Raw genomic sequence first — 16058 nt, forward strand, 5'->3', positions numbered from 1 at the left:
ATAGGTCAGGGTATGTTCCATGCCCATTTGTAAAGGGGCGCTATGCACAACCGTTCACTCAGACATGTATTTATATTTCTTTGTCTCTTCTTTTGTCTTGGGCTGCCACGCCTGTGGGCATTGGGAATGACTGAGCCGAAGGCTGTTGAACAAGAGAGCTTGAGAATCGTTAGCTTGTCTCCCAATGTGACCGAGACTCTCTATGCTTTGGGTGCCGGCTCCTTCTTGGTCGGACGCAGCGATTACTGCAATTATCCGCAAGAAGCCACAGATTTACCTTCAGTGGGAACACTGTATAATCCTTCCTTGGAAAAGCTTCTGTCGCTTGAACCCAATCTCGTTATCAGCAGTGCCTTTGTACCTGAACAGTTCTTGCAGGCAATAGAGAAAGCCGGCATCAGCATAGTGTCGCTTGAGACACAGCAGAATTTTCAAGGTGCCTATACCCTGATCAGGGAGATAGCTAATCAAGTCAGCAAGGAAGCTGAAGCGGAGCTGATGATTCTTGAAATGCAGAATGTGGTACAAAGTGTCATCCGCAAAGCAGCCTTGCAGCCCAAGAAGACTATCTATATTGCCTTGGATTTCGGTTCTTTCGATTCCAGTGCCACAGCCGATACGTTTCTCAGTGAAATGGTTGACTTGGCCGGTGGTGTAAATATCGCTGATGACGCTCAGAACTGGACATACAGCAAGGAACTGCTGATGTCCCACGATCCGCAGGTAATTTTGCTCAGTCCGAGGTGGGGAGAAACCGGTGAACAGACCCGTAAGGAATTCACCACCACCAAGCCGTATGCAGACCTCAGTGGTACGATTACAGTATTCGATGCCGACCTAATCAGCAGGCAAGGACCTCGGAGCGCACAAGCGCTTCAAGTGCTATACACCCTGATCCATAATGTGGAGGGGCAATGAAGCGAACGCTGAGTTTCGCCCTATCAGGTGCAGCCTTATTGCTGATGCTGCTTTCCTTGACGCTCGGACCCTCACACATCCAGCTTTCCGACACACTTGCCATTCTTGCAGGGAAGGGCGGTTCGGCTAATCAGTCGTACATCATTTGGCAGCTCAGACTTCCCAGAATTCTTTCATCATTCCTTACCGGTGCCATTCTTGGGCTCAGCGGTGCTGTATTCCAGGCAGCCCTACGCAATCCAATGGCAGATCCCTTCATCTTAGGCATCAGCTCAGGAGCCTCGTTTGGGGTAGCGTTTGCCCTCTTTGTTGGATTTGCACCACTTTTCGGTCTCCCCTCCAGTGCACTAATCGGGGCCTTGCTTACTACGCTATGCATTGTCTTTCTTGCATCCCGACGCAAAAACAGCAGTACCACGTTGCTGCTTACCGGTGTGGCATTCAACTATATTCTCTCATCGGGTATGACACTGCTTATGTTCCTGCATAAGGAACAGTATCAGAGAATCCTGTTCTGGACACTGGGAAGTTTCTCCTCGAGCACGTATGCACAAGTAATCGTAGTCTTTATTGCTTGGATTGCATTGTTTATTCCGGTTTCCCTCAAACATCAAAGCATGGATATGCTGCTGCTCGATGAACTATCGGCAAGAGCTGGTGGGTTGTCCGTGAAAAGGACGCGTATCGCACTTCTTATGCTGGCTTCCTTCGCCACCGCCTTGTGTGTGTCATACTTCGGGGTGATCGGCTTCATAGGCTTGATGGCTCCCCATACCACACGCCTTTTGGTCGGTCCCAAGCATCAGAACCTGTTGCTGCCATCCAGTTTATTCGGCGGTTTTTTACTACTTGCAAGCGATACCCTTTCACGCATTCTTCTTCCGTCCGGAGAATTGCCGGTTGGAATCATAACCAGCTTACTGGGGGTTCCCTTGTTCATCTACCTGCTTCGCAGGGGAAGGTACTTCTATGGATAGCCTGGAATTCTCCCACCTTCATGGTGGCTACGATACCCAACAAATTTTCAAGGATTTGAACCTCAATCTTCCCAAGGGTGCCTTCATCGCACTGACCGGTCCCAACGGCAGCGGAAAAAGCACCTTGCTTAAGTTCATTTACAAACACCTCAAGCCCAGTGAGGGCAAGGTTCTCGTTGAGGGTAAGAATGTAGCAAACTTTACCCAGAAGGAACTAGCAAAACATCTAGGGTTTGTTGCTCAGAACGGCAAACTCGACTATGCCTTCAGTGTCCGAGAGGCGGTAAGCATGGGGCGCTATGCGTATGATGGAGAGGACAACTTACATACCATTGAACAAGCCATCGTGGAGTGCGACATAGAACACCTGAAGGATAAACTGGTAACCGAGCTCAGCGGCGGTGAATTGCAACGTGTCCTGCTGGCAAGGGCTCTCTGCCAACAAGGAAAACTGTTGTTGCTCGATGAACCGGTAAATCATCTGGATGTAAAACATCAACGTTCCATTATGGAGTTGCTTTGTCGTCTGGTTGAGAAAGGGTATACCGTTGTTTGTGTACTTCACGATCTTTTATTGGTCCAGATTTACAGCCAGATTGCTCTTGTACTACAAAAAGGCTCTGTCGTAGCCTATGGACCTACACAAACGGTGCTCACTGAAAAACTTCTCCAAGAGGTGTATGATATTCAAGCCCATCAGGTTTACGACCCGACACTGGACCGCATGCTTTGGCTTCCTACGTACAAGGTTTCCTCATCATGAATGCGTTTCGTCTGTTTTTGCATCGCACCTATCGTAAGGTGGTGAAAATCATCCTTGCCCTTTCCTATGATTTCCAGACCTGGCAGGAAACAGAGCTTCCTCCTGGTCCAAAGATATTCTGTTCCAACCATTTCAGCAGCAGCGACGTTCATTTCGTAACCACCCTGATGGATGATGTACTGCATATTGTCATCGGACCTGGTTTCGGCATCCCTGTTGTCGGTTCCTTCCTAGGCTGGACCGAACAGATCAGAGCGCTTACCAAAGAAGACCGAAGCAAAGTGATAGAAAGCGCTGTTTCGTATTTGCAGAAGGGTGAGAGCGTATATATTTTCCCCGAAGGGGATCTCAATACGCAGGAGACGCTTATGGCCTTCAAGCGTGGTATTGCTGAAATCTATCTTACCTACCCCTGCCCTGTCATCCCCATCGGGCTTATCGCCCCGAAACGGAGAGTACGAAACAAGCTCAGTAGGACTGCGGGGAGAACCATGACGGTGGTGAGCCGTAACTATTATGCAAATATGGGAAAGCCGATGGAATTTGATTCGGCGATCAGGTGTGCCGCAGAAGATAGAAGTAAGGCTTGTCGGATCATACTCGATGAGCTTAGCATACGAATAGAAGCCTTGATTCGAGAGATCAAGACCGACAAATTCTGGAGTTGACCATGGATGACCTACAGAACGTATTTTCCAATTTCAAGACCCAAGTGCAAGAGATAGCCACCCATGCAGAGCAGGTACAGAAACTTACCTTCAAGGCTGAGCTGAAGAATGGCACCGCTTTCCATTTCAACTATAATGCCGACACCTTCGCCCCCCAAAAGAACTATCACCCGATTTCCATTTTCAATGGTATCCTTGATATCGTTTCCGCTTCGGTTTGTACCTGGCTTCTGGTTTCTTTTACCTTACGCATGCAAAGAGCCGACTACATAGTGCTTGATTTGGTTCTCGCTTTCTCCTCGATGGTCGCGGTCTTTGTCTTTTCCGCACTCTATCACTTTATGCATCGGGAAAAACGAAGCAGCTTGGTGTTTGCCAATCTCAAGGAGATTTCTAAAATACTCTCCTTGGCACTCATCAACCTCTCGGTTGCAGCATTTTTTGATAGCTCAAAACTTCAAGTCATCCAATCACTTTCCTTGGTTCTGGTAGCACTGAGCCTTTTGTTTCTGTTGGGAAGGACCGAGCTTTCCTTGCGGGTAAGCCTTGTTGTCACTGCAATTCTTCCCTTTGTATCACTTATTTCAGGTATGAGCTTGGAGAGCAGTATCCGTGTCCTCCTCTTTTGCTTGTGGTCGGTGGTTGCCTTGGTGAGCAAAACAGAGTCCCGCATGCGTACTACTTCGCTGTTTGCCCTGGTAGGATTGCTTTCTCTTGCTTTCCAGCTTACAGAAGTGATGATTTGACTTTTCAACTCCCGTTGTAGAGCCTATACTGGTAGGCAGGAGGAGCCATATGAAACTAGGTATTCTAGGAGCTGGAAATATTGCTCGCAAAATGGCCGCTACGCTTAATGAGATGGAGCATGTCGAAGCATACGCAGTAGCATCGAGAGATGTGCAGAAAGCTCGCGAATTTGCCCAGAAATGGAATGTACGCAAAGCCTATGGATCCTATGAGGAGATGCTCAACGATCCTGAGATAGACTTGGTCTATGTTTGCACCCCCCATGCACTGCATTTTGAACATATGATGATGTGCCTGGATAAGGGCAAGCATGTATTGTGTGAAAAATCATTTACGATGAATGCCGATCAGGCTCGAAAAGTACTTGCGTACGGCAAAGAGAAAAAATTGTTGGTTGCAGAGGCTATTTGGACTCGGTATTTACCGATGCGTTTGGTATTGGACCAAATCTTGGAACGAAGAGTAATTGGAGAACCCCATGCTCTTACGGCAAACCTCTGCTATCCTATAAAGGGTGTTAAGCGGTTGACCGATCCCGCCCTTGCTGGAGGGGCTTTGCTCGATGTGGGAGTCTATCCGATTAACTTTGCCATGATGGTGTTCGGCAACGAAATTGAGACCATCGAATCAAGCTGCATCAAAACTGATAGCGGAGTGGATGAATCGAACTCCATTACTCTTACCTTCAAGGGAGATAAGATGGCAGTACTGCATTCCTCCATGGTCAGCACCTCTGACAGGCGCGGCTCAATTTTCGGAAGCAGAGGGTTCATCGAGTTCCTCAACATCAATAATTGTGAGGGAATCAACGTGTACGATCGTGACTACAATCTGGTGGAGACCTACAAGCCCTTCAAGTTCATTACCGGCTTCGAACACCAGGTTGAAGCATGCCGCAAGGCCATCGAGGAAGGAGAGCTTGAGTGCAAACAAATGCCTCATAGCGAAATCATCAAAGTCATGGAAGTTATGGATACGCTCCGTTCACAATGGGGTATCCGCTTCCCAGGAGAGTGATCTATGGAATTGGAAGAGAGAATGGCAATCGTTGTGGCACAGGAAGAACTGCTCAAGTTCGAGACCTTCACCTGTGAAGATGCATGGGAACTGGGCAAGGTTTTCGTTGCCGATGCAATGGACAATGACCTGAAGATTGCCATCGCCATCAAGTCGCTCAGCGGGAAAACCTTGTTCCACTATGCTTTGGAAGGAACGAATTTGGGCAACGACGGATGGATCGATCGCAAGTTCCGCACCGTACAGTACTTTGAGATGAGCACGTTGCGCTACTCATTGTTTCTGAAGAAGCGAGGGGCAACCCTTTCCGAACGAGGTTTGGATCCGACACAATTCGTCGCATGCGGCGGTGGCTTCCCCATTTTTGTTGAGGGAGTCGGGTGTGTGGCAGCTGCTATGGTATCTGGTTTGAGGGATGTAGAGGATCACGAAGTTTTGATTCGCTGTATCAGCAAGTACTTGAGTGTTGAGGATGTACCGCGTTATCCGATAGTCTGAGCCTTGAGCAGGTGCATGTAGTACCTGCTCTCAATGCTGGATTGATCGATACCTAGTTTTTGTAGCATCTGTATCAGGAAGGTCCTCGCCATGGGGACCTTCTTTTCATCCTCAAGGACAAACTCCATTTCCAAAAACCATCCAAGTGGTGGTACCTCGACCAATTCGAGGTGCAGAAGCGGAAAATCCTCTGTGACACTATACGAATACAAGTACCCTTTCTTTGTTTTCCGGATATATACTTCGTACCCCAAAGAAAGACAAAAAGCATGGGCTTGTTCGAATTGACTGTCGCTTGCACAGAACTCCAACTCCTGATTGACTTCAATTCCGTCTTTCAGAGTTTTATACTTACGGGTGAAGATGAGCTGGCCGCTGAGATCGGTAAACGAAGGTCCACTACTCTCGCGTCTGAGCCGAAACAATGCATCCTCACCGGGGAGGGCATAATATATGTCCTCCTTGATTTCAAAGGTGGGTCCTCCGATCAGTGAAAGAGCCTCGATTGCGATACGAAGCCGCTCGGGATCACTGACATGAGCTTTCAGCTCTACCTCGAAACCCATGTCAGTCCTTCCAGGGGAAGATCATATTCTTCAGGGAACGATGTCCGACACACTCCTGTTCTTCATAGAGGAGTTCATCCCAGGGCAGGTGCTTTCGGTCAGCATCAGCATGCTCTTCCAAATAGTCATACTTGAGCATCAAAAGTTTTACTGCGTCGCTGGATGCAAGATGCATACCGGTCACGCCTGGGGCAAGCCCTGCGAGCAAGGCGGAGAAAACCAAGTTGACTAGTTGGTAAACGGCAAAAAACAAGGTGAAAAAGAGATTGTCAAACACAATGATAAAACTCTTTTTCAGTGTTTTTGTCGGTCTATCTCCCTGCATGAGAAAGAACAAGGGGAAATAGTAGAACAAAGCAAAGGTCAACCCGAGGAAAAGCCAGAACAGCAGAACACTGAGCAGCATTCCCACAGCATTACCGTAACTGAGATAGAACGGTATGACAAAGAGAATAAGGGTTATATCCAGTACAATCAGAAGCCAGAACAGCAACGCATGGCGCCATGACTCTCTGATTCCCCGTCTGAATCCTTCCCAGCCAGGTCGTTCATAGTTGGCATAGGCATGTGTTGAAGCTGCCGCTCCGGCACTATAAAAGGAGAACAATCCAGCGCTCAATAGCAAGGCTACCAGTGCAAGGGCTGTATTAACATCCATCAGCGACATACTTCCCATGAAGGCAAGCAGAATCATGAGAAACCCAAGATTGAGTACAACCATCGAAATAAGGTTGTCCCAGCCATCGAAAAACGCTTTTTTTAGAAAGAATCCAGTCATGCTGTAAGAGTACTCATACACGAGGTTGAAAGCAAGAGGGAACAGAAAATTATGTTTATACGACAAAAATCAACTATATTAAAAGAAAATTTCTGTTGCTTTGGGATTTAGAAAACCACTTTTCTATTCAATTTTCAGAAATTGAATTACTTAAATTATTCTCTGCATTGCTTAACATCAGTAATACAGTCTTCGCTATCGCTGTTGCAAATAGTGGGGGCACAGCATTTCCCACCTGTTGATATTGCCGATCTTTCGTACCTTTAAATACAAATGAATCAGGAAAGGACTGAAGCCTAGCTGCCTCCCTAATGCTAATAGCTCGATTAAATTTTGGATGAATCCACATACTTTTTCTTACGTTAGTTACTGTTGGACATGGTTTATCATACTCAAGTCTACGATAGATTGAGTTTTGAGTTCGTTCAGGCTTGGCATATGTTTTAGTATATTTCGCATCTAAAGAATGAAAATTTTTCCCCGGCTCGATCAATGCAAAGCGTTGAAGTGCAACTTCTGTTGTGTTTGTAATAAAATGATTATATATTCTATCTGAATCAAACAGCTTATTAAGAGGATTATTTTCATTCTTTATAATGTCTTGTACTTTAATTCCTTTAGAATTTTCTGAATACCCAGGTTCGTAATTCTCCAAGTTTCTTATTGCATCCCCTACAGTTCTGTAATCTTCTTCTAGAGTAATCGTGCGTTCTGGGCCTCTTGGTTCTACTTTTAATTGCTTCAATACCCCAATCATCACAAATCTTTCTCTTAATTGAGGAACTCCAAAATTGACCGTATTATAGATATCTGCAGTAATTTCATAATCTTGGTTCAGGGAATTTGTAATGTATTCTTCAACACCAATAGATAGACAATCCAATTCAATCCCAGCATCTGTACTTCTCATTTCCTTGATATAGATTTTTTGTTTAGATAATTCTTCCATCACAACAAAAGAAGAAACTCTATCATAAAGACGGCTGTCTATCTCTGTCAGTGCATAACCTAAAACATCGGATAAAAAAAGGTTATTCAAATCCTTATCTTCACTTATGAGATTCAGTAGTTCCGCACGGAATTTATCAAGATCAGTAACTTTTGTTCCTTTCTCATAAGTTCTAATTTTTTTCTTGAGCAGTAAAATTGAACTTGAATGAAATTGCATCTTGTGATCAATGTTATAAGTTAAAGCTTCTTCATATTTTATGTTTGGTAAACACAATACTTGCGTTCTGAACAATGCTTTATCAAATCTCTCAGAATCAATATCTTTGGCAGATAGTAAATAAAAATGTGTCTTTGAACGAATCATTTTCACATTTTCCATAACAAATACTTTAGGTTTGATACCTTCGATAAATTCTATATACTTCTTTACAAGTAGATTATTCAAATTAATGATCTGGTTATGTTGACGATTTGCATTGGAAAATCCTTGGCAGGGAGGTCCGCCAATAACAACATCAAATTCACCATACTTAGTTTTAAAATCAGAAAAATCCGAATAATCCAAAACATCGCTTAACATAGTAGTTTCTTTATGATTTTCTCGACAAGTTTCTTGGGCATATTTATTGTTTTCTATCGCAACAGCAATAGAAAAGTTGCCAGCATTTTTAAAGCCTTGACTTAGTCCGCCCGCTCCAGCAAATAAATCTAATACTCGGTAACTCATTTTGTTATTTGCATTCCATCTTCATACGCTTTTTGCATCGCATTCAGGGCCATATCACAAACCTTTTTGGGAGGATTTCCACTTTTACCTTCATACATTTTTATGATTGCTACAATAGCATTTTTTTCAGATTCTGAAATAGAATTTTTCTGTGAATAAGCATAATTTTCAAGCATTTTCCAATCTGTAAGTTTATAAGTGAATATGGATGTCTGGGTATTAATTTCCGAAATCTCTTTTGAATTATTCCTTTCTGCTTTCTCTTCATCTTTTATGATTTTCTTATCAATAAGATAATTTTCTATCAACCCAGGAAAATTGTATTCCATTTTTTTCAAGTTTGCCCAACACGTTTCTTTTTTACACCACTGAGTCACGTTTGTAGTTGTCCTACCGTCTTTTTCGTTAATAAGATAATTGTAAACAAAAGTAGTAAGACTCATAAACATTTCAGTAAGATCATTATCAACTGCCTGCTTATCCCAAATTTTATGATAATTAAATACCCTATCCTTACCAAATTTTTGTTCAATCTGCTCAAAAAACCAAGCTACAGAATAAGCAACAACGTTTGCCCTATAGGAACCATCATACCAATTCTGAGAGGAGACAATTATCCCTGTTTTTGCAAGTAAAATATGGATTGATGCTATTTGTCTATAAAAACATGGATTAAATCGTGCCTTGTCGTTTTCAGATTTTTCCCAAATTGTTGATATCTCATCAGCAAATTTACAGAAGTTTGTCATTGCTCCTTTACTTACAACATCTGGCTTATGGCAATAATAGAGATTATAAGCTTTTGCCAAACTAGTTTTTGTAATAATTTGGCTTTTTGGGTTTCTTTCTTCAAATTTCTTTGCATTTGCGATAGTGCAAAACATTTTCTTCTGACTGTACTCACCATTTGATCTTTCATAGAACCATCTTGTTCTATATACCAAATTGTTTACTTTTGGAGCTTCACAATCACCAAGATCTGAAAGCTGTTTAATCTGTTGCTGAAATGGATGATTTGAAAAAAAGTCAGCATTATTGACAGGATTCTGACTATTCGAAGATCTTGAAATCTGCTGAATTAATTCTGCATTCTGTTCTTTGTTTTCATTATTTATTACTGTAAGTTTCATCTGCACCGCAACAGCAGCAAGATTTGCTTTGTCTTTGAAGGCTGTACTAGCAAGTATTGCAGTGGTTTGCCCTCCATTTATAATCTGGAGATTCCTGATGCTTGTGATAAACAGGCCAGATTCAGTTCGTTTTAAATCAATTCCTGTTGAAGTTACAGCGATGCCGTTATTGTAAACAAAGAAATATTCTGGTTTTTGAAGAATGGTTTCTCTAATCTTTTTATTAACTGCTTTCTTTGTTGTTAGGAATGAACGTACATTCCCCTCAAGTAATTTACTACCATATTCTGTATACAAAGCTGAAAGTGTAGCACCGGGAATAACAGCAAGGTAACATTTAAACAAATCTGTATTCTGGGGAATCTCAACACATAGAAAACCTTGAGTTGATGTATCAAATCTAGTGATATCGATATCGAGTTCTTCCCTCTCACCTGACAATATCACAACCTGATAAAGATACTTGATATCGATTAGATCAAAGGCAACAGGAATATCATTAATTGTTTTTAATTCTAGAGATTTAAGTCTGTCACTTATCAATCCATCAGTAATAAATATAAATTTTATTTTTTGAATTTCATTTTTCGAGAATAACTCATTTGCCAATGTAAATAAATCATAAGCAGGATGTCCTATTTCAAGATTCTCCTTCCTGAATTCATGTTTATTTGGTCCTAATGCATTCTGAAGGAAACGTGAGGCTTTTTCGATGGATTTGAGAATTTCGGTTTGCGTGACAGTCTGAACATGATCCATCCCTGAATAACTAGCTATGACAACACAAAGTGTTTCTTCAGCCTCCTCTGTTGCAAAACCATCAAATCGTATTTCAGCATTATTTTTGAAACGTTTGTTGAAGAAACAGGGCTGAAAATCTTGCCAGAATCCATTTTCTCCAAAGAGGCCCATTACTCTCTCTACGAATGCAGCACAATCACCTTGTCCATTTTCCTGTGATTCAATTTTGGAATTCTGAATAAGATCAGATCTGAAATCAGCTAAACTAATCATTGAACTCTCCATTCTTCCAAACTATCAATAATAAGCTTATAGGTTATTGATTTAATATTTGGTAATTTCACTGTTCTAGGAATCTTGGGAAAAGAATCAGAAATTGAATATTTACGAGTTTCTATAACAGAATAGTGAATCCTATCATAAAGGGGTAAATGGAAATATCCAAATTCGTTGAGTATATTCTCAAAGTGTTCAAGAAAATTAAAATCCCCAATATTTTTAACCAAGTCCCTTACGATATTATATTGATCATTTAGAGACCTACCATCCTCATCAACATTCAAGGCATATACTAAAAGATTTCCTTTATTGGGATGATCCAATTGGCCAACGGAGCTAATGATAATTGTATCTTCCTTGATCAAATGAGTTTTAACTTCGGTCCACCCATTTTCGAAGACAAAATCCACCTCCCCAAAAGCTGGACCTGACCAATTCAATACAATATCAGTAATAGAATGCTCTTTATTACATTCCTGTTCAATGAAATATAGTTCTCCAAACAGGCCTCTTTGTTCAATCTCAGTAAGTCCTGTTTTGCGACCAGTAGTGAAGAGCTTAATCCATCTCTCATATTCATTAAATATACATTTGCTTGCTTCTAAAGACGTACAAGCTTTCTTTGAGGATTCAACTAAATCCAAAAAAACTTCCGAGAAGATATTATTAAGGGAATCATCAAGAAGTACAAACAATATATTTGTTACCTGATTGCTACCAAAATAAGTTGAAACCGTAATTGATGCCGACGAATAAGATCTTGATAGTTTGTAGTTAGTATTGATTTCAAACCTAAAAGCATTATGCGAAGCATTATCAAATCCGTAATACCAACAGATTCCTGTTACAGTTTCTGGAATTGATATATAACTGTGAGGTTTAATTAAATCCCTATTTTTCCAGGATTTAAAAGTATTCGTCTGGTCAAACTCACTATTCATCGTATTCTTCCTCTTCAAAGAGTTCTCTTGCTTTAACTAAATTGATTTTATATTGTCTCTTTATACTTTGATTCTTATCTCCAGGAAAACCGAGACCTATTGCAAAAACATATTCAAAATCTTTGGTTTCTTCACCATCGATTTGATTCTCAAACAACATCTTTAATGGATAAATTATTAACAGTGGCCTTCTTCCCTCTACATTTAGGAGCATTGAGTCAGAAAGAGATTTATAATCATTCTTCATTTTCACATTCTTATATTCATCTTCCGAGAGACCAATCCTAGCCATGGCACCTGAACCAACTTTCAACTTTGAACCTGAGACTCTAAGCATATTTGCGTTTTGCTTATTCAAGTCCATCTTTCTTGGAAATGGATTGATTTCTTGGTTAATACCTTTTATGTAAATAGGTTGAATTGGAATTCCATCTCCTAAAAATGATGGTTCATTATTACCAGCAATGTACAAATCCCAATTGGTGATTTCATTATCAATTATGTATTCAGCCAGTGTCTCACTTTGAAAAGATAAGTGCCAAGGATGAACCCTGAATTGTTTTACCAAAGAAGCAATGTCATGTCCCGATACACCTTTCCAAAACAAACCTTTTGTACCATAGTCGGTATTACTATTCATTGAATAGCAAAGGACTGTAGACAAAAAGTTCAACACGGCTGTATTGTTCTGACGAATTATTCCTTTCTTATTAATTAATCTAGGAGTTTCAATCAAATGGCCTCTGATTTCACAAGGATGCATGTAGTCTCTAGCCGTTCTCATTTTATTTCTGGCAGTGATCTCTAAAGAAGAAACATTGTTTCGTATCATCAACCCAAAGTCAATTGGAGATAGATTTGTTTCATTCATTGTATCTATCTGATTATAAAGATCTGGAAGCACTTCGCATGCAATATCGTGGTATGAATCCATGAGATCTTTTGACATCCAAATTTTCACTAAATCACTGTAATTCGGCCTATAGCCAAACCATCTCCCCATTTGAAGCAATGTATCATAGCAGCATGTCCGCCTATAAAAATAGCTAACAATCAGACCTTCTAGAGTTAGACCTCTAGCAAGAGCAAATCCTCCAATATAAATAAATCTATGACCTTCATTTTTCTTTGTCGCCAATTCAAAATCCAAAGCTTCTTTTGCTTGTTTGTTTTGATTAACAGGAACTGCTTCAATGCTTTTTATTGCTTCTGAAAGATAGTTCAAAGCTAAGTCTATCCAGCATGATTCTGGGTCGTTGAAAAATTTTTGCCAGATTCTGTGAATTTCATAAAGTTCTCCAGAATCTTGGTTGCTTGAATATCTTTCGGCTAGTGTTGCATAGTTGTTTATGTCTGCTCTTGCCTGTAGCAACCAATCATTGATGAGAACAGTAATCTCGTCATGCTTAATGATGAACCGTGAAATATTCACTAGCATAGATCTATGTAAAAGTCTTTGGTGCTTTTCTTTTTCCAATCTATCTAAGATTGCATTTGACAGTAGAAAATAGCGAAGTGCATCATACAGATCGTCAGGTAAGGATTCTAATTTGCTATCTTTTTTATGTGACAGAGGTAAAATTCCAGGATTGTCTTTTGTGCCTTCAATCTGATTCAAATTGATTTCTACTAAAATATTTTCGAGTTTACTATCATCACCGAAAATCTCATTGACTCCAAGATAATTTGAGGATTTGGCTAGCTTGAATAAATAATCTTTTGGAAATAGCCCTGCTCCAAAATCCTTATCATCCACATCCGGATCAACAAAAATATTCGCAAAGGGAGTCGCTGTTATAGCCATATAGGACGATTTTGTGAACTGATTGAGTATTTTCCTCACCCATCCATTTGTCTTTGTAGGATTACATTCCTGAGCCATTGTATTCTGTGATGCATTGTCAGATTCATCATCAATCAGTAATAACGTTTTTTCAATTTTTCCAGTGCTTCCGACTTCGTTGTTCTTAGTCAGCCAAGTCACAACATTCTCGAGTACTTTGACATGTTTTTTTAATACAAAAAATGTGGTTTCCTTCCACCCATTGAGACTGAATTGTTGACCCTCGAGAAGATTGATACTAAAGTCAGAGTTCGCTGAAGTACAGTTCGCAGGTGATCTCTGCTGATTTGCAAATAACCCAACACCAGTAGGGAAGAATTTTCCTGAATTCCCAACAGTAGAGCCAGTTTCCCTCCCAGCGAATTCCATATCCAATCGAGTCTGAGTCTGAAATCTCAAAGACTCAGATATACCAGCGAGAATAATAATTACATCATATCCCGCGTCAGCAGCCTTATTACAGAAAGCAGTATAATTTGCAGTCTTACCTGATTGGACTTCACCGATTACAAGGCCGTAGCGGTTCCACTCTGTCTCGCTTTTTGGATTTCCTGCTTGATTAATGACAAGAGAAGAAATATCATCTAATTCTTTGACCTGCTTTGGAGACCAATTTTTCTTTTTCAGAAGGAATTCTTTATACCTGTTCCAAAAATATCTATTTGATTCAGGAATAGATTCTTCAAACCAAGGTATTAGCCTTGTACGTTTATCATAGATTCCAATAGCTGGTTCCCAATTTATGTAAACTTTTTCTTTGGCTTTTTGAAAAAGCTCTGTTTTTATTTCATCGGAAAGAAGCCCAATGGAGGGATCTCTAAGAAACAAACTTGCTAAATTAGAAACACTTTCCACCTGATTTCTCAAGTCGCTTTCCGTAATACTTTCCTCTGCTGGAATACTATCTACAATTACTCTTAATAAAATGTCAAACTGAATATCTTTCACAGAATTCCTCTCTGATTTAAAATCTCTTCAACCAATTCTGGGTATCGAGCAAAAGGCTCAACTGTTTTTAAAATCTGGATAATTGTCTTGCTATGATCTCTATCAAGAATTTCACCAATTTCCTGTCTGATAGAGCATTCCATCTCATCAGAAGCAAAGCCAATTGTTTTTTCATCTTCCATATCAAGAAACATCTGATTAATTGGGATAAACTGTTCCAGATCAAATAAAAGCCTCTCGAATACTTTACGCTGATCATTAGATAATTTATCCGAAAATTCCAAAATTAAGGGGTGTGCCTTGTTAATCTGGTAATTGATACTTTCATCACTAGAAATAGTTCTTTCCCAAAAATGATTAATTTTAGAATGGAGTTCAAGTTTACTTTTTGCGATAAAAGTATTTTTACTTGTATTCTGTGAGTAATGAATTAATGATTTTAGATTTTTCCTAATAATTTCTGGTGGCTTTGCTGTTGATTTCTTCACATCTAAAGACCAAAGCTTATCTAGTGATGAAGGAATATCAATTTGAATTCTAGAAAGCTTAGAGGTATTTGTTTTTAAAGCAAGACGGAACCAGGTACCCCATACAAGGAGCCGTTTATTTCTATAAACATAGAACCCCTGAGTTCTTGCAAGTGTAGAATCCCCGCAAAGCATGTTTAATTCAGTCTTACTTAACTTTGAAACTGAAGGCAATAGATAACGCTTTATTGATACAGACACCTCATTTCCTCCAAGCTCCGGCACAAGTATCTTTTGAACATCTGAGATTTGCATGGATTTTGACTTGAGGAAAGGATCTATTGGTTGGATGACTTTGTCATTAAATGAAATTTCAATCTTTGAAAGCCCATCCTCTCCTGATAGAAACCGATGGAAGACAAGCCTAATGTGATTTCTCACTGATTCCATTTTTAGCGAAAGGGCGCTACTATAATCAGACTCCCCCGCCAACATTAAAGAAAGATTTTCCCATATTACTATTGTACCTGAGTGTTGTGCATCAAATTTTGTATCTAGGGAATATTTAAAAATTTCTTCAGGTTGTAAGGATAGTGCTATCCATCCACAGCCATTTTTTTCAATATATGTAGGATCCCATCTTAAACTATTTGTTCTTCCATTTTTCTTAGAAATTACTGTTAACACCTCACATTGAGAGAAGGACGCTGTCTTAAGTCCTAACCCAAATCTACCAAGATCTGAATCTTCCCTTTTATAATTTAAATCGCAACCGTATCTCATTGCATTTTTTAATTCATCAGAGGACATACCGTCCCCATCATCAATAATTTTAATAATATCTGCACTTGGAGGAAAGTAAATACTAATTTTCTTTGCATTTGCTGATATAGAATTATCGATAATATCCGCGATTGCTGACTCAGTTGTATACCCCATAGAACGGGTTGCATTCATTATATCTATTGCTCTCGGGGCAATTTCAACTTCTTCAAAGCGTGCATGGTCAATTATCACCTCAAACTCCATAAATATAGCATATAGTATTGTTTATATTATTATGTTGCGATCTGAATAACAAGAGAATACTAGTTTTGCC

Annotated in this window: 14 protein-coding genes; 7 read left to right on the top strand and 7 right to left on the bottom strand. The window is 40.2% G+C overall.

The window, feature by feature from the left end; all coding sequences use genetic code 11:
• The first annotated feature begins 42 nt into the window (after positions 1 to 42).
• From SPIBUDDY_RS07525 to SPIBUDDY_RS07555, 7 genes are read left to right on the top strand one after another with little or no spacing between them, the layout of a single operon-like run.
• A complete protein-coding gene (locus SPIBUDDY_RS07525; RefSeq protein WP_013607151.1) occupies positions 43 to 918 on the top strand; it encodes an ABC transporter substrate-binding protein in 876 nt (291 codons plus the stop codon).
• Positions 915 to 1895, top strand: a complete 981-nt coding sequence (locus SPIBUDDY_RS07530; RefSeq protein ID WP_013607152.1) for a FecCD family ABC transporter permease — start codon at positions 915 to 917, stop codon at positions 1893 to 1895. The genes SPIBUDDY_RS07525 and SPIBUDDY_RS07530 overlap by 4 nt, the downstream gene beginning before the upstream one ends.
• Positions 1888 to 2658, top strand: a complete 771-nt coding sequence (locus SPIBUDDY_RS07535; RefSeq protein ID WP_013607153.1) for an ABC transporter ATP-binding protein — start codon at positions 1888 to 1890, stop codon at positions 2656 to 2658. The genes SPIBUDDY_RS07530 and SPIBUDDY_RS07535 overlap by 8 nt, the downstream gene beginning before the upstream one ends.
• A complete protein-coding gene (locus SPIBUDDY_RS07540; protein ID WP_013607154.1) occupies positions 2655 to 3326 on the top strand; it encodes a lysophospholipid acyltransferase family protein in 672 nt (223 codons plus the stop codon). The genes SPIBUDDY_RS07535 and SPIBUDDY_RS07540 overlap by 4 nt, the downstream gene beginning before the upstream one ends.
• A gap of 2 nt (positions 3327 to 3328) precedes the next feature.
• The gene (locus SPIBUDDY_RS07545) at positions 3329 to 4072 is read left to right on the top strand and encodes a hypothetical protein (protein ID WP_013607155.1); all 744 of its coding nucleotides are present in this window, start codon (positions 3329 to 3331) and stop codon (positions 4070 to 4072) included.
• A 49-nt stretch (positions 4073 to 4121) separates the two neighbouring features.
• Positions 4122 to 5090 carry a Gfo/Idh/MocA family protein gene (locus SPIBUDDY_RS07550; protein ID WP_013607156.1) on the top strand — a complete coding sequence of 323 codons (969 nt, stop codon included), beginning with the start codon at positions 4122 to 4124 and terminating at the stop codon, positions 5088 to 5090.
• A gap of 3 nt (positions 5091 to 5093) precedes the next feature.
• Positions 5094 to 5588 (top strand): heme-degrading domain-containing protein, encoded by a 495-nt coding sequence (locus tag SPIBUDDY_RS07555; protein ID WP_013607157.1) that lies wholly within the window; start codon positions 5094 to 5096, stop codon positions 5586 to 5588.
• On the opposite strand, the gene SPIBUDDY_RS07560 is transcribed toward SPIBUDDY_RS07555, so the two are convergent.
• The 7 genes from SPIBUDDY_RS07560 to SPIBUDDY_RS07590 form a co-directional block, all read right to left on the bottom strand.
• Positions 5573 to 6154: a CYTH domain-containing protein gene (locus SPIBUDDY_RS07560; RefSeq protein WP_013607158.1), complete on the bottom strand. Its 582-nt coding sequence runs from the start codon at positions 6152 to 6154 to the stop codon at positions 5573 to 5575. The genes SPIBUDDY_RS07555 and SPIBUDDY_RS07560 overlap by 16 nt on opposite strands.
• 1 nt (position 6155) lies before the next feature.
• Complete coding sequence (locus SPIBUDDY_RS07565; protein WP_013607159.1) at positions 6156 to 6932, bottom strand: YesL family protein; 777 nt, start codon at positions 6930 to 6932, stop codon at positions 6156 to 6158.
• Positions 6933 to 7059: 127 nt separating this feature from the next.
• Positions 7060 to 8610 (bottom strand): DNA cytosine methyltransferase, encoded by a 1551-nt coding sequence (locus SPIBUDDY_RS07570; protein WP_013607160.1) that lies wholly within the window; start codon positions 8608 to 8610, stop codon positions 7060 to 7062.
• Positions 8607 to 10754 carry an AIPR family protein gene (locus SPIBUDDY_RS07575; protein WP_013607161.1) on the bottom strand — a complete coding sequence of 716 codons (2148 nt, stop codon included), beginning with the start codon at positions 10752 to 10754 and terminating at the stop codon, positions 8607 to 8609. The genes SPIBUDDY_RS07570 and SPIBUDDY_RS07575 overlap by 4 nt, the downstream gene beginning before the upstream one ends.
• Positions 10751 to 11701 (bottom strand): PD-(D/E)XK motif protein, encoded by a 951-nt coding sequence (locus SPIBUDDY_RS07580; RefSeq protein WP_013607162.1) that lies wholly within the window; start codon positions 11699 to 11701, stop codon positions 10751 to 10753. The genes SPIBUDDY_RS07575 and SPIBUDDY_RS07580 overlap by 4 nt, the downstream gene beginning before the upstream one ends.
• Positions 11694 to 14492 (bottom strand): Z1 domain-containing protein, encoded by a 2799-nt coding sequence (locus tag SPIBUDDY_RS07585; RefSeq protein WP_013607163.1) that lies wholly within the window; start codon positions 14490 to 14492, stop codon positions 11694 to 11696. Before SPIBUDDY_RS07585 ends, SPIBUDDY_RS07580 begins: the two co-directional genes overlap by 8 nt.
• Positions 14489 to 15988, bottom strand: coding sequence for an ATP-binding protein (locus SPIBUDDY_RS07590; RefSeq protein WP_081454627.1), 1500 nt, complete (start codon positions 15986 to 15988; stop codon positions 14489 to 14491). Before SPIBUDDY_RS07590 ends, SPIBUDDY_RS07585 begins: the two co-directional genes overlap by 4 nt.
• Positions 15989 to 16058: the final 70 nt, after the last annotated feature.

The sequence above is a fragment of the Sphaerochaeta globosa str. Buddy genome (assembly GCF_000190435.1).
In the GTDB taxonomy this organism is placed as follows: Bacteria; Spirochaetota; Spirochaetia; order Sphaerochaetales; family Sphaerochaetaceae; genus Sphaerochaeta; species Sphaerochaeta globosa.

What these genes read in the sequence shown, in the direction of transcription:
- SPIBUDDY_RS07525 (WP_013607151.1), top strand. Translation starts at nt 43, where the DNA reads ATGCACAACCGTTCACTCAGACATGTATTTATATTTCTTTGTCTCTTC.
- SPIBUDDY_RS07530 (WP_013607152.1), top strand. Translation starts at nt 915, where the DNA reads ATGAAGCGAACGCTGAGTTTCGCCCTATCAGGTGCAGCCTTATTGCTG.
- SPIBUDDY_RS07535 (WP_013607153.1), top strand. Translation starts at nt 1,888, where the DNA reads ATGGATAGCCTGGAATTCTCCCACCTTCATGGTGGCTACGATACCCAA.
- SPIBUDDY_RS07540 (WP_013607154.1), top strand. Translation starts at nt 2,655, where the DNA reads ATGAATGCGTTTCGTCTGTTTTTGCATCGCACCTATCGTAAGGTGGTG.
- SPIBUDDY_RS07545 (WP_013607155.1), top strand. Translation starts at nt 3,329, where the DNA reads ATGGATGACCTACAGAACGTATTTTCCAATTTCAAGACCCAAGTGCAA.
- SPIBUDDY_RS07550 (WP_013607156.1), top strand. Translation starts at nt 4,122, where the DNA reads ATGAAACTAGGTATTCTAGGAGCTGGAAATATTGCTCGCAAAATGGCC.
- SPIBUDDY_RS07555 (WP_013607157.1), top strand. Translation starts at nt 5,094, where the DNA reads ATGGAATTGGAAGAGAGAATGGCAATCGTTGTGGCACAGGAAGAACTG.
- SPIBUDDY_RS07560 (WP_013607158.1), bottom strand. Translation starts at nt 6,154, where the DNA reads ATGGGTTTCGAGGTAGAGCTGAAAGCTCATGTCAGTGATCCCGAGCGG.
- SPIBUDDY_RS07565 (WP_013607159.1), bottom strand. Translation starts at nt 6,932, where the DNA reads ATGACTGGATTCTTTCTAAAAAAAGCGTTTTTCGATGGCTGGGACAAC.
- SPIBUDDY_RS07570 (WP_013607160.1), bottom strand. Translation starts at nt 8,610, where the DNA reads ATGAGTTACCGAGTATTAGATTTATTTGCTGGAGCGGGCGGACTAAGT.
- SPIBUDDY_RS07575 (WP_013607161.1), bottom strand. Translation starts at nt 10,754, where the DNA reads ATGATTAGTTTAGCTGATTTCAGATCTGATCTTATTCAGAATTCCAAA.
- SPIBUDDY_RS07580 (WP_013607162.1), bottom strand. Translation starts at nt 11,701, where the DNA reads ATGAATAGTGAGTTTGACCAGACGAATACTTTTAAATCCTGGAAAAAT.
- SPIBUDDY_RS07590 (WP_081454627.1), bottom strand. Translation starts at nt 15,988, where the DNA reads ATGGAGTTTGAGGTGATAATTGACCATGCACGCTTTGAAGAAGTTGAA.